Here is a 13,787-nt window from a genome sequence, read left to right as displayed (position 1 = left end):
AATGAACTTGCGTGATGTGTTCTGGTTGATTATCCGCGTTTGTGGTGTTGCGAATAATTTTGGGTGTAATTAACGCGCTAATCGGTTTGAATACGCCAGAATTTTAATAACGTGCCGTTCGTGTGGGAGAAATGACGATGAGTGCCAATCGGTTGCAACTGGATTTTGCGCAGGCCCTGGATGCCTATTTGCGCTATGCACCGCGTTTGCCACAGGTCACACCCGATGCCGTTCCGGCAGCAACCGATTATGTCGATAATCTTTTGGCGATTGCCGAGCAGTTTGATCTGATCGTGTTTGATGCCTTTGGTGTGCTAAATAGCGGGCAAAGTGCCATTCCCGGTGCGGTCAAGACAGTCGCGACCTTGCAGGAAATGGGCAAGAAGATTGCGGTTGTCACCAATGATGCCTCAAGCTCGGCCGAGGCGATTCTGGCGCGTCATCGCAAACGCGGCTTTGATTTTGACAATAACAGCCTGATCAGCAGCCAGCAGTTTGTCGCCCCGCTGATGGGCGAATATTCCGACATCACCCATTGGGGGGCAATGGCGCCGACCGACTGGCCGTTTGATATTCTGCCCGGTCGGGTCGAGCCGCTTGGCAGTGACAGCGCGCTTTACGATGCGGTTGGCGGGTTCCTGTTGATTGACTCCGATAGTTGGACCGATACCCAGCAAGCCCTTCTGGAACAGAGCCTTAAGGATAATCCGCGGCCAGTTCTGGTCGGTAACCCCGACATTTGTGCGCCGATGGGCGATTTCCTGTCGGTTGAGTCGGGGTACTTCGCGCATCTGGCGGGCGATGCATCCGGTGTCATGCCGCAATGCGTTGGCAAACCGTATCACCATGTTTTCGAGGAAGTCCTGAAACGCCATCCCGGTGTTGACCGCAGCCGTGTGCTGATGGTGGGCGATACGGTGCATACCGATGTGCTGGGTGGATTGGCGTCGGGCATCAAGACCCTTTTGGTCCATCAGGGCGGGTTCCTTGATGGGCAGGATATCGAAGGTGTGTTTGCCCGATCCGGACTGCGTCCGCATTTCTGTGCGCGGGCGATTGGCTATGGCATTGAAGATGATGCGGATGGCATTGCGGCAAAGTCCGCATGATTTGATGTTCGCATCCCAAAGCAAAAGGGCCTCGATTGAGGCCCTTTTTTATTACTTGCCGTGGCGGCGGTGAAATCAGCCTTCCAGTGCCTCGGCGACTTCAATCGCGCTATAGGTCAGAACACCGGATGCCCCGGCGCGCTTGAAGCAGGACAGGGTTTCAATCGCACAGCCGATATAATCAAGCCAGCCATTCTGACCGGCCGCACGCATCATCGCGTATTCGCCCGAGACCTGATAGGCAAAGACCGGCACGCCGAATTCCTGTTTGACGCGATAAAGCACATCAAGATAGGGCAGGCCCGGTTTGACGATGACCGAGTCTGCACCTTCATCAAGGTCATAGGCGACTTCGCGCATGGCTTCATCGCTGTTGGCCGGATCCAACTGATAGGTTTTCTTGTCAGCCTTGCCAAGCGCACTGGCCGAGCCAATCGCATCACGGAACGGGCCATAGAAGGCGGATGCGTACTTGGCCGAATAGGCCATGATCTGAACATTTTTGAGGCTCGATTCTTCAAGGACCTTGCGGATCGCACCGATGCGGCCATCCATCATGTCCGATGGTGCAACCACGTCACAGCCTGCCTGCGCCTGAACAAGGGCCTGACGGACAAGGGCCTCGGTCGTTTCGTCATTGAGGATCTGACCATCGACAACAATGCCATCCTGGCCGTCGGCATTAAATGGATCAAGTGCGACATCGGTGATGACGCCCAGATTGGGGCAGGCATCCTTGATGGCCTTGACCGCGCGGCACACGACGTTGTCGGGGTTATAGGCTTCGCGGGCGTCCTTGGTTTTCAGGCTGGCATCGATATAGGGGAACAGGGCAATGGCCGGTATGCCAAGCTTTTCGGCGTGTTTGGCAGTTTCGACCAAAATATCGACCGACTGGCGTTCAACGCCGGGCATGGACGGGATCGGGGTGCGTTCGTTTTTGCCGTCGATCACAAAGACAGGCAGGATCAGATCGTGGGAGGTCAACCGCGTTTCCGCGACCATGCGGCGCGACCAGTCGGTCATGCGGTTGCGGCGCTGCCGGGTGCTGGGGAAGGTGCCATAGGCGAATTTGTTGACCATGATCTGTTCTCTATACTGTGAGGCTGGGCAATTTATGGGACAGATTGCGCCGTTGATCAACCATTGGCCGCAATTTGCAAACGCCTGCGCATGGTTAACAGGTAAACCGGGATAATCATGGCAAGGAATGCGGATGTCAGTGCAAAGGCTGTGACCAGTCCGAGGGCCTCACCAATGGCACCGATCACCGGTGGCCCGGCCATGATCGCGGAATAGCCGGTTGCGGCAATAATCGAAACAACCGCACCACCACCTTTGCCCGTTGTCTGGGATGCCGCAGACAGCAACAGCGGCAGGATCACCGCAAGCCCCATGCCGGCAATCCCGCAGCCGATCCAGGCGACAACGATATTGGGAGACAGGGTTAAGGCAAGGGTGCCAAGGGATGCCAGTACCGAACTTGTCAGCAATACCGGCACGCGACCATACCGGCTCACCAGTGCATCACCGGACAGGCGGGTCGCGGCCATGGCAAAGGAATAGATGGCAAAGCCGACCGCAGCCAATGTCGGCCCGGATGACAGTTCGGAATTCATGAATACCGTTGCCCAGTCGGTCAGGACACCTTCACCGAATTGGCCGATAAAGGCGCAGACCCCGAATGGCAACAGCATCAGGAACAGATTGCGATCCTTGGTCTTTGCGGTCGTGGTTTGGCTGGCATCCTGTGGGCCAGACAGATGTTCTGATGCCGCCTGATCCGAAAGAAGTCCCGCTTGTGCGATGATGTGCGCGATCAGGAAAAGAGAAAGCACGATTGGCAGATGGAATTCATTGCCAATTGGCAGGGCGAACCAGGCGGCGGCAATCCCTGCGCCGACAAAGCCACCGAGACTCCAAAAACCATGTAACCCCGACATGATGCTGCGGCCCTTGACGCGTTCAACCTGCAGGCCATTGGCATTCATCGCGACATCCAGAAAGGCACCGGAAAAGCCCAGTGCAAACATCGCGATCGAAATGCTGAGATAATCGGGCATGAAGGCCGGCACGCCAACCGCAATGAAATAGAACAGCCCCGAATAACGCACCACGCGTTCGCTGCCAAACCGGTCTGCCAGTCTTCCGGCGACCGGCATCACGGCAAGCACACCGATGGCCGCCGCCAGCAAAATGCCGCCAAGTTCGTCATGGCCAAGGCCAAGGCGTTCCTGCACCAGCGGGATATGCGGCACCCAACTTGAAAAAGCGGCACCATGCAAAAAGAAGATGGCGCGCACCCGGTTATGGGCAGTGGCGTGGGTTTGCATTTAACGAGTTTCTCCGCAAGGCGAGGGCAGGCGATCAGGCCTGAATGACGTTCAAGCCACGCCGGGTGTAATTGGCAAGATAGCCGTTTGAAAGTTTGCGACCGGTGACCAGATGGGAAATCGCATCAATGTCGCAGACCCGGTGCGGCAGACTGGTTTCAAGTTTGTCGGCGGTGGTGATGGCAATGACTTCGGCCGATTGGGCGATCATGGCCGCCTTGGTCGCGCGTTCTTCGGTGCTGCTGGTCGACAGGCCTGCCTCGGGGTGAAGCGCACAGGTGCCAAGGAGTGCGATATCGGCATTAAAGCTTCTGAGTTGATCAAGGGTCGTCGGGCCGCATACCACCATATCTGTTTTGCGAAGCGTGCCACCCAACATGATGACCTCGGCATTCGGATGATTGGCGAGTTCGACTGCGATCATCGGGTTGACGGTAATCACCGTGCCGCGAAAGGATGGTTTGAGGTTGCGTGCAACTTCACACACGGTGGTGCCGCTATCGAAAAACGCCACGCAATCATCGGGGATCAGTTCGCGTGCGGCCTTTTGGGCAATCGCGGTGCGTTCGGGTTGTAGTTCCTGTGCGCGTTCCGCGTAACTTTCCTGTGCCAAATTGGGCAGGACTGCCCCACCGTGAATACGGCGCAAATAACCATCTTCCTCCATCTGGCGCAGGTCGCGGCGGATGGTATCAAGGGATGCGTGAAACAGGGCGGCCAGATCGTGGATATGAACCGTGCCCTTACTGCGCAGCAGTTTCTGGATTTCGTCCTGACGGTTTGAAACGCTCGACATTTATATGCCTGTTTTGCATGTTGTGCATGTATTGCCGATATTGGTTAGCCCGGACATGCAAAAGCGTCAATAGAAAAACCGGCCAGACGAAGGTCTGACCGGTTTTGCAGCAAAGCAGTCTTTGGCGGTTTATCAGGCTTTATCAAGTGCCTGGGTCAAATCCGCCAGAATGTCATCAATATGTTCTATGCCAATCGACAGGCGGACATAGCCATCAGTCACACCCGATGACAGACGATCTTCCTCTGAGAGCTGGCTGTGAGTCGTGGTGGCCGGGTGAATGGCAAGCGACCGCGTGTCACCGATATTGGCCACGTGGTAGAGCAGCTCCAGCGCGTTGATGAATTTCTCGCCGGCATCTTTGCCACCTGCCAGTTCAAAGCCCATCAAAGAGCCCAAACCACCCTTGAGGTACTTATCCGCGCGACGGCGGGCTTCGCCATCCTGTTTGCTGGGATGGATGACCTTGGTGACCTTCGGGTGAGATGCCAGGAAGTCGGTAACCTTGAGCGCGTTTTCGCAATGGCGTTCCATCCGAAGCGGCAAGGTTTCCATGCCCTGAATGGTCTGGAAGGAATTGAACGGCGATGCCGCGGCACCAACGTCGCGCAGCAACGTGCAGCGCAGTTTGATCGCGTAAGCCACCGGGCCAATCGGTTTGACGGCCTCGGTCCAAACCGCACCGTGATAGCTGGGGTCCGGTTCATTGAGAAGCGGGAAGCGTTTGGCGTGTTTCTCCCAATCAAACTTGCCCGAATCAACCACGATGCCGCCAACAGACGTGCCGTGACCGGCAATGAATTTGGTGGTGGAATACATCACGATGCTGGCACCATGATCAATCGGTTTACAGATCACCGGGGCGGCGGTGTTATCAACGATCAACGGAATGCCCAAATCATCCCCGATATCGGCAACTTCGCGGATCGGGAAGACTTGCAGTTTCGGGTTGGGCAGGGTTTCGGCATAGAACGCGCGCGTTTTGTCATCGGCAAGGCGACGGAAGTTTTCCGGATCGGCCGGATCGGCAAAACGGACTTCGATGCCCATTTGCTTGAAGGTGTTGGCAAACAGGTTCCAGGTGCCACCATAAAGGTCGGTTGAGCTGACAATGTTGTCACCCGCCTGTGCGATGTTCAGCACCGCAAAGGTCGATGCCGCCTGGCCCGATGCCAGTGCAACCGCCGCAGCGCCGCCATCAAGGGCCGCCACGCGCTGTTCAAGCACATCATTGGTCGGGTTCATCAGGCGGGTATAGATGTTGCCCAGTTCCTTAAGCGCAAAAAGGTCTGCGGCATGCTGGGTGTCGCGGAACTGATAACTGGTGGTTTGATAGAGCGGGACGGCGACAGAACCGGTTGTCGGTTCGGCGCGATAGCCTGCATGAAGGACAATTGTTTCCGGCTTGGTCGAAGACATGATGACTGTTTCCCTGATTTATTGTGATTCCTGAGGCGAGGAGGGTATGCGCAGCAGCCCTGTATTCGCAAGGAAGATTTGGCGAAATGCCAAAGCAACATGCACGCCATAGGCGTTCAGGACGAGAATTGTGATAATTCGGTACGATTATACCGAATGAATTGACAAGCAGCAGATTTCACGTTTACGTAAAGGGAAAATAGAAAATCAAAAGAGGCGGCGATCCAATGGAATTCAACCTGTCTGAAGATCAGCAGGCATTTGCCCAAGCTGCGCGTGATTTCGCGCAGAATGAAATGGCGCCATATGCGGGCGACTGGGATGCGAACCACATCTTCCCCGAGGAAACACTGCGCAAGGCAGCCGAACTTGGTTTTGCCGCGATCTATACCGGCGAGGAACATGGCGGAACGGGACTTGGGCGGCTTGATGCGGCGGTTATTTTTGAAGAACTTGCTGCGGCCTGCCCATCAACAGCGGCATATATTTCGATCCACAATATGGCCTGCTGGATGATCGACACATTTGGCAATGACGCGCAGCGCGCGAAATATCTGCCGAAACTCGTCACCATGGACCATTTCGCGAGTTACTGCCTGACCGAACCGGGGGCCGGATCGGATGCAGGGTCTCTTCGAACCCGGGCTGAACGCGATGGCGACCATTACATCCTTAATGGCGAGAAGGCGTTTATTTCCGGTGGATCGCGCAGCGACATTTATGTCGTCATGGCGCGGACGGGCGATGACAGCCCGAAAGGCATTTCGACCTTTATCGTGCCAAAGGATGCCGAGGGGCTATCATTTGGCAAGCTTGAAGAAAAAATGGGCTGGAACAGTCAGCCGACCGCGGCCGTTATCTTTAGTAATTGCAAGGTGCCGGTCGAAAACCGTCTGGGCGAAGAGGGCGAAGGTTTCAAATTCGCCATGAAGGGCCTTGATGGCGGGCGGTTAAATATCGCGGCCTGTTCGATCGGTGGTGCGCGTGCGGCAATGGAGCATGCCCGCGAACACATGAAAGTCCGCAAACAATTTGGCAAAAGCCTTGATCAGTTTCAGGCATTGCAATTCAAATTTGCTGATATGGTCACCGAACTCGAAGCCGCCCGGCTGATGCTTCATAAAGGGGCATGGAAGCTGGATCACAAGACCGATGATGCCACGCAATTCTGTGCGATGGCCAAACGGTTTGCGACCGATATCGGCTTTAATGTCTGTAACGAAGCGCTGCAGCTTCATGGCGGATATGGTTATATTCGTGAATACCCCATCGAGCGGCTTTTGCGTGACTTGCGCGTGCACCAGATCCTTGAAGGTACCAATGAAATCATGCGTCTGATCATCGCGCGTGCAGCCCTGAAAGACTAGGTTATGAGCATAGTTTCAAATTCGCCGACTGAGACCGCAGACGCACCGGTTCTGTTTTCGCAGGACGGGCCGGTTGGGCGTATCCTGTTGAACCGTCCCAAGGCGCTAAACGCGCTTGATCTGGTGATGGTCGATATGATGATGGCGCAGCTGAAATCCTGGGAACAGGATACTTCGGTGAAGGTCGTCATCATTGAAGGGACCGGCGAAAAGGCATTCTGCGCCGGCGGTGATATCCGCGGCCTTTATGATGCCCGCAAGGTTGATGACGAAGAGATGCTTGATGCGTTCTATCGTCGGGAATATCACCTGAACCACTATATCGCGACCTATCCAAAGCCCTATATCGCACTGATGGACGGGATCACCATGGGCGGTGGTGTCGGGGTTTCCATCCATGGCCGGTTCCGGGTTGTGACCGAACGCACGTTGTTTGCCATGCCCGAGACCGGCATTGGCTTTTTCCCGGATGTTGGCGGGGGATATTTCCTGCCGCGGTGTCCCGGGAAAATCGGGATGTACCTTGGTTTGACCGGAGCGCGGATCAAGGCCGCAGATTGCCTTTATGCCGGACTTGCAACCCATGGGGCGGAAAGTGCGAAACTGGATGCCATCAAGAGTGCACTGGCAAGTGCGGCGTGGGACGGTGATGGCTTTGCCATTGCCGAGGATATCCTCAATAAGCATGAAACGCCGTTCGGTTCAGCGCCACTTTCAGAAATTCGCAGCGAGATTGATCATTGCTTTTCTGGCGACAGTGTCGCGGCGATCTTTGAAGCCTTGCGGAATGCGGCCAGTGCATTTGGCACAGAGACGCTTGAGACGTTGCTGGCCAAATCGCCGACATCCCTTTGCGTCAGTTTCGAGCAAATCCGTCAGGGGGGCGATATGTCGCTGGCAGAGGTCCTGAACATGGAATACCGAATGTCGCAGCGCATGGTGTGCAAGCCGGACCTGTTTGAAGGTGTGCGGGCGGTGATTGTTGATAAGGATCACGCGCCGAAATGGCAGCATGGCGATATCGGTCAGGTCGATCCACGCGAAGTGGCGGAATATTTCGAAAAACTGCCAAAAGACAAAGAGCTTAATCTTTAGAATGCTGGGCAGGGAACATCCCCCTGCCAGATCACCATAAATCAGAACAAAACACCCAGATAGGGTGTCAGAGGAGACTTCAAATGGCGAATATCGGTTTTATCGGTCTGGGCAATATGGGCGGCCCGATGGCGGTCAACCTCGTGAAGGCCGGACATGCGGTCAAGGTCTTTGATCTGTCAGCAGATGCGGTGGCAAAGGCGGTGGAGGCCGGTGCCACAAAGGCGGCATCGGTCGGCGCAGCGGCCAGTGATGTCGAATTTGTTGTCACTGTTTTGCCCGCGGGCAAGCACGTGCTGGGCGTTTATGATGGGCCGGACGGTGTCATTGCACATGCCAAGCCGGGCACGGTTCTGATCGACAGTTCGACAATTGATGTGGACTCGGCCCGCAAGGCAGCCGAGCTGGCCCGTGCGGCGGGTCTTGGTGTGGTTGATGCCCCGATCTCTGGCGGGACGGCTGGTGCGGCGGCGGGTACGCTGACATTCATGGTTGGTGGATCTGAGGCGGACTTTGCCAGTGCACAGCCTATTTTGGCGGGCATGGGCAGCAATATCATCCATGCCGGTGATAGCGGTGCCGGGCAGGCGGCAAAGATCTGCAACAACATGGTGCTTGGTGTCAGCATGATCGCGGTTTCCGAGGCCTTCATGCTGGCAAAGCGCCTTGGCCTGGATGCCCAGAAACTGTTTGAGGTGTCTTCAAAGGCATCGGGTCAGTGCTGGGCCTTGACAAGTTATTGTCCGGTCCCGGGTCCGGTTCCGACGTCCCCGGCCAACCGCGATTATCAGCCGGGCTTTGCGGTAGATATGATGCTGAAAGATTTGAAGCTTGCCCAGCAGGCATCAGCGGCATCTGGTGCAACAACCCCGATGGGGGCGTTGGCCGAAAGCCTGTATGCGCTTTATTCCAATGGCGGCAACGGTGGTATGGACTTTTCAGCCATCGTTAAAATGCTTGATGGCGAGAAATAGAAGTACCCAGAAGCGGTGCCAAACCAGCGGGTCCGGATTTCCGGGCCCGTTTTGTTATATGTTGCGTTGTCTGAAAATGGGAGCACAATAGACAAGTCCATTTTTGATAACAGCAGTGCATCAATGACCTCACGCTATAACACCTCGAACGAGATTTATTTTGAGCTTCGGCAAGTCGGCACCTATCTGCGGTGTACGGCCATTGACGGCAAAACAGGCGTGGAAGTCACTGTTGCCGGACCTGTCAGCCGGAATCCGGAACAACTGAAGCGCGTTGCTGCACAAAAACTTGAATACGTTCTCAAAAAGGGATAATTTATACAATATAAAGCGTGGATGACTTTCGAAGTCAGTGTTTTATGCCAATTTCAAATCCTGTTTTGGTGATTTTCACTAAAATGTCAAAGCGGCTTGCAGGGTTTGAAATCGTGTGTCTAATGTCCTCGCTCTAATCGCGCTCTTTATGTAATGGTCGCAAAAAGAATGACCGGCATAGAGGGTTAAAACCGGGGGTTACCCGATAACAATAAGACGGAGGCTTTGCGGGTTTGCCAGGGGGCTATGGGGAGACAGTGTCTCATCCAATCATTACATCTGTGTGTGAATTGATACCTTCTGCTGATCTGGCGAAGTCCTTGTATGTCTGTGCCAAATCTAAGGTTGTGCAATGGATTGGGCTTATTTCCTACAACAATTGATCAATGGTCTGACGCTGGGGGCCATTTATGGTCTGATCGCCATCGGTTACACGATGGTTTATGGCATTATTGGCATGATCAACTTTGCGCACGGTGAGATCTATATGATCGGTGCGTTCCATTCCCTGATTACCTTCCTGATCTGTCAGGCTGCCGGTATCAGCGGAATTCTACCTCTTACCCTTCTTTTGATGCTGTTCGTTTCAATGGTTCTGACCTCTGTCTATGGTTGGGGCGTGGAACGGGTGGCATATCGGCCGCTGCGCGGCTCATTCCGTCTGGCAGCCCTTATTTCTGCCATCGGTATGTCCATTTTCCTGCAGAACTTCGTTCAGATTTCGCAGGGTGCGCGCGTGAAACCGATGCAGCCGCTTGTTGAGGGCGGCATTACCCTGATGGAAAGCGCGAATTTCGACGTTCAGCTGAGCTATATGCAGATCGTGATTATCGTTCTGACATTCGTGCTGATGGTTGTCTTCTCGCTGCTGATTGCCAAAACGTCCCTGGGCCGCGCACAGCGTGCCTGTGAGCAGGACCGTACGATGGCAGGCCTTCTGGGTGTTAACGTTGACCGCACCATCTCGACCACGTTTGTCATGGGTGCTGCCCTGGCATCGGTCGCGGGGATGATGGTGACGTTGTATTACGGCGTGATCGACTTCTATATCGGCTTCCTTGCCGGTGTTAAGGCGTTCACCGCAGCGGTTCTTGGCGGTATTGGATCTTTGCCGGGCGCAATGCTTGGTGGTCTTCTGATCGGTCTGATCGAGGCTTTCTGGTCGGGGTATCTCACGATTGAATACAAGGATGTCGCAACGTTTGGCATTCTGGTTCTTGTGCTGATCTTCCGTCCGTGGGGTCTGCTCGGCAAGCCGGAGGTGGAGAAAGTCTGATGTCTGCTGCATTTGCTTCTTCTCGTACCAATGGCTCGGAAGTGGTCAAGGAACTTGCGTTCTTTGCCGTGATCGCGCTGTTGATGTCGGTCATGCTCCTTGGTGTCGAGACGGTTGACCGCCCGACCGGTCTGGAACTGGCCGTGCGTTGGGATCTTGTCCTGATTGCAATCGGTGCAACCGTGATCGGGCGTCTTGGCCTGATTTTCCGCCGCGAGAACATTTCACGTCTCGGCCAGGCCGTTCTGATTACGCTTTCTGCCGTTGCCGTTTTTGAAATGTTCGTACGTTTCCGCGAACTTGATGACCGCTGGGTTTCGCCGGTTGTTCTTGATATGGCGTTTGGCAGTGTGGTCAGTACCATCGTTGGTATCGCGTTTGTGGCGATCATTTTTGCCACGGCCTATTTCACGATGAAAGACAAGACCGCGGCTGATGTCGATGAAAGCGCCAAACTGTCGTCCAAAATCCAGTTGGCGTATCGTTCGAACACCAAGAAAATCGGTCTGATCGGGATTATCTTCTTTATCATTTTCCCGTTCATCTTTGGCGAAGACCGTTCCGCGATCGACCTTGCGACCCTTGTGATGATTTACATCATGCTGGGGTGGGGGCTGAATATCGTGGTTGGTCTGGCCGGTCTTCTGGATCTGGGATATGTGGCGTTCTATGCGGTCGGGGCGTACTCCTATGCATTGCTGTCACAGAACTTCGATCTGAGCTTCTGGCTTTGCCTGCCATTGGCCGGTATCTTTGCGGCAAGCTTCGGAATTATCCTTGGCTTCCCGGTTCTGCGTCTGCGCGGTGACTATCTTGCGATCGTGACCCTCGGGTTCGGCGAGATTATCCGCGTTGTTCTGATCAACTGGTATGACCTTACCGGTGGTCCGGACGGGATTTCATCGATTGAACGTCCGAGCTTCTTTGGACTGGCCGATTTTTCGCGGCGTGTTCCGGATGGGGCGATTGGCTTTAACGAGCTGTTCGGCATGGAATACTCGTCCATGCATCGCCTGATCTTCCTGTACTACCTGATCCTTGTGCTGGCACTGGTGACGAACTTCGTGACCCTGCGTCTGCGCAAACTGCCGATCGGTCGTGCATGGGAAGCGCTTCGCGAAGACGAGATCGCCTGCCGTTCGCTTGGCATCAACCCGACCAACACCAAGCTGTCGGCATTTGCCATCGGCGCGATGTTTGGTGGCTTTGCCGGTGCATTCTTTGCAACCCGTCAGGGCTTTATCAGCCCGGAAAGCTTCACCTTCCTTGAATCAGCTGTGATTCTTGCGATTGTGGTTCTGGGCGGCATGGGCAGCCAGATCGGCGTCGTGTTGGCGGCAATTGTGATGATCGGTTTCCCGGAAATGTTCCGTGAACTCGCCGAGTATCGCATGCTGATCTTCGGGGCAGGTATTGTTGCCATCATGCTCTGGCGTCCGCGCGGTCTGTTGTCCTTCCGTGATCCGACCATTCTGCTCAATATGAGCCAGAAAGAAAAAGTTGCCGGAGAAATCAAATGACCGACAACAAACTGCTTGAAGTCGAACATCTGACCATGCGTTTCGGTGGTCTGGTCGCGATTGATGATCTGTCTTTCAATGCCAACAAGCGTGAAATTACAGCCATCATCGGCCCGAACGGGGCAGGGAAAACCACTGTGTTTAACTGCCTGACCGGGTTCTACGTTCCGACCGAGGGTCGCCTGACCCTTCATGCCGACGATGGCCCGCGGTTGCTGGAACGGACCGAAGGGTTCCGCATTCCACGTAACAAAGGTGTTGCCCGCACGTTCCAGAACATCCGCCTGTTTACCGGGATGACGGTTCTGGAAAACCTGATCGTTGCCCAGCATAACCGGTTGATGGAGGCCTCTGCGTTCTCTCTTGCCGGTTTGTTCAACCTTGGCAAATATGCCAAGGCGGAAAAGGAAGCGGTCGAAAAGGCTGAGTTCTGGCTGGAGAAGGTTGGTCTGTATGCGCAGGCTGACTGGAATGCCGGTAACCTGCCATATGGTTCCCAGCGTCGCCTGGAAATCGCACGTGCCATGTGCACCGACCCGTCACTGCTTTGTCTGGACGAACCGGCTGCGGGCCTTAACCCGCGTGAGTCGGCGGAACTGAACGTTCTGTTGCAGAGCATCCGTGATGATCAGGGCGTTGGCTGCCTTCTGATCGAGCATGATATGAGCGTTGTCATGCAGATTTCCGACCATGTGATCGTTCTTGATTACGGTAAAAAGATTGCCGATGGCAATCCAGAAGCCGTCAAGAATGATCCGGCTGTTATCCGCGCCTATCTTGGCGAAGAAGAGGATGACGAGCTTCCGCCGGAAGTTGCTGCCGACCTTCATCTTGATCCGAAAGCGCAGTGAGGGAGTCCATCGATATGTCCATGCTTAAAATCGAAGGTGTTCATACCTTCTATGGCAATATCGAAGCCCTCAAGGGCATTGATATGGAAGTCAATGAAGGTGAAATCGTCACCCTGATCGGTGCCAACGGTGCCGGCAAAACCACGTTGCTTATGACCTGCTGCGGTTCGCCGCAGGCCAGCAAGGGGCGCATTCTGTTTGAAGGCCAGGATATCAGTCGCATGCCAATGCATGAGATCTGCCAGCTTGGTATTCAGCAGTCCCCGGAAGGGCGTCGTATTTTCCCGCGCATGTCGGTTTATGAAAACCTTCAGATGGGCGCAATCACCCAGGATCCGAAATATTTCAATTCGGATATCGAAATGGTGTTTGATTTGTTCCCGCGTCTGAAGGAACGCATCAACCAGCGTGCCGGTACGATGTCTGGTGGTGAACAGCAGATGTTGGCGATTGGCCGTGCGCTTATGGGCCGTCCGCGTCTTCTTCTGCTTGATGAGCCGTCACTTGGTCTGGCGCCACTGATCGTGAAGCAGATTTTCGAAACGGTTGAGAAGATTAACCGCGAGAAAAAGATGACAGTCTTCCTCGTTGAGCAGAACGCATTCCATGCGCTCAAACTGGCTCATCGTGGATATGTGATGGTCAATGGCAATATCACGCTCTCGGGGACGGGTGCGGAACTTCTGGCAAACCCGGAAGTCCGCGCAGCCTACCTCGAGGGTGGCCACTAGG

13 protein-coding genes are annotated in these 13,787 nt (G+C 54.8%); 9 read left to right on the top strand and 4 right to left on the bottom strand.

Translation table 11 applies throughout. The annotated features are described in order from the left end of the window. The first annotated feature begins 137 nt into the window (after window positions 1-137). Window positions 138-1,109, top strand: coding sequence for an HAD hydrolase-like protein (locus FHI25_RS11530; RefSeq protein WP_210517939.1), 972 nt, complete (start codon window positions 138-140; stop codon window positions 1,107-1,109). 75 nt (window positions 1,110-1,184) lie between these two features. Here the strand turns inward: FHI25_RS11530 and hemB are convergent, their stop codons facing one another. The 4 genes from hemB to FHI25_RS11510 all read right to left on the bottom strand — a co-directional run bounded on the left by hemB (window position 1,185) and on the right by FHI25_RS11510 (window position 5,657). Then, the gene (hemB, locus tag FHI25_RS11525; protein WP_210517937.1) at window positions 1,185-2,192 is read right to left on the bottom strand and encodes a porphobilinogen synthase; all 1,008 of its coding nucleotides are present in this window, start codon (window positions 2,190-2,192) and stop codon (window positions 1,185-1,187) included. Window positions 2,193-2,248: 56 nt separating this feature from the next. Further along, window positions 2,249-3,442, bottom strand: a complete 1,194-nt coding sequence (locus FHI25_RS11520) for an MFS transporter (protein WP_210517935.1) — start codon at window positions 3,440-3,442, stop codon at window positions 2,249-2,251. Between the two features lie 34 nt (window positions 3,443-3,476). Further along, the gene (locus FHI25_RS11515) at window positions 3,477-4,238 is read right to left on the bottom strand and encodes a DeoR/GlpR family DNA-binding transcription regulator (RefSeq protein ID WP_210517933.1); all 762 of its coding nucleotides are present in this window, start codon (window positions 4,236-4,238) and stop codon (window positions 3,477-3,479) included. A 132-nt stretch (window positions 4,239-4,370) separates the two neighbouring features. Continuing rightward, window positions 4,371-5,657 (bottom strand): PLP-dependent transferase, encoded by a 1,287-nt coding sequence (locus tag FHI25_RS11510; RefSeq protein WP_210517931.1) that lies wholly within the window; start codon window positions 5,655-5,657, stop codon window positions 4,371-4,373. Between the two features lie 227 nt (window positions 5,658-5,884). Between FHI25_RS11510 and FHI25_RS11505 the strand changes: the two genes are divergently transcribed. The 8 genes from FHI25_RS11505 (at window position 5,885) to FHI25_RS11470 (ending at window position 13,786) form a co-directional block, all read left to right on the top strand. Beyond that, window positions 5,885-7,024 carry an acyl-CoA dehydrogenase family protein gene (locus FHI25_RS11505; protein ID WP_210517928.1) on the top strand — a complete coding sequence of 380 codons (1,140 nt, stop codon included), beginning with the start codon at window positions 5,885-5,887 and terminating at the stop codon, window positions 7,022-7,024. A gap of 3 nt (window positions 7,025-7,027) precedes the next feature. Continuing rightward, entirely contained in the window at window positions 7,028-8,119 is a 1,092-nt protein-coding gene (locus FHI25_RS11500) for an enoyl-CoA hydratase/isomerase family protein (protein WP_210517926.1), read from the top strand. 83 nt (window positions 8,120-8,202) lie between these two features. Continuing rightward, complete coding sequence (gene mmsB, locus FHI25_RS11495; RefSeq protein ID WP_210517924.1) at window positions 8,203-9,093, top strand: 3-hydroxyisobutyrate dehydrogenase; 891 nt, start codon at window positions 8,203-8,205, stop codon at window positions 9,091-9,093. 123 nt (window positions 9,094-9,216) lie between these two features. After that, on the top strand, window positions 9,217-9,408 hold the full coding sequence (locus FHI25_RS11490) for a hypothetical protein (protein ID WP_008891119.1): 192 nt from the start codon (window positions 9,217-9,219) through the stop codon (window positions 9,406-9,408). A gap of 352 nt (window positions 9,409-9,760) precedes the next feature. Beyond that, window positions 9,761-10,684 (top strand): branched-chain amino acid ABC transporter permease, encoded by a 924-nt coding sequence (locus tag FHI25_RS11485; protein ID WP_008891118.1) that lies wholly within the window; start codon window positions 9,761-9,763, stop codon window positions 10,682-10,684. After that, window positions 10,684-12,204 (top strand): high-affinity branched-chain amino acid ABC transporter permease LivM, encoded by a 1,521-nt coding sequence (gene livM / locus FHI25_RS11480; protein WP_210517922.1) that lies wholly within the window; start codon window positions 10,684-10,686, stop codon window positions 12,202-12,204. The genes FHI25_RS11485 and livM overlap by 1 nt, the downstream gene beginning before the upstream one ends. Continuing rightward, window positions 12,201-13,055 carry an ABC transporter ATP-binding protein gene (locus FHI25_RS11475; protein WP_063089455.1) on the top strand — a complete coding sequence of 285 codons (855 nt, stop codon included), beginning with the start codon at window positions 12,201-12,203 and terminating at the stop codon, window positions 13,053-13,055. Before livM ends, FHI25_RS11475 begins: the two co-directional genes overlap by 4 nt. Before the next feature lie 20 nt (window positions 13,056-13,075). Then, the gene (locus FHI25_RS11470) at window positions 13,076-13,786 is read left to right on the top strand and encodes an ABC transporter ATP-binding protein (RefSeq protein ID WP_008891115.1); all 711 of its coding nucleotides are present in this window, start codon (window positions 13,076-13,078) and stop codon (window positions 13,784-13,786) included. The last annotated feature ends 1 nt before the right edge of the window (window position 13,787 follow it).

It is taken from the genome of Thalassospira sp. ER-Se-21-Dark (genome assembly GCF_017922435.1).
In the GTDB taxonomy this organism is placed as follows: domain Bacteria; phylum Pseudomonadota; class Alphaproteobacteria; order Rhodospirillales; family Thalassospiraceae; genus Thalassospira.
This window is presented reverse-complemented; position numbering and strand designations above follow the sequence as displayed.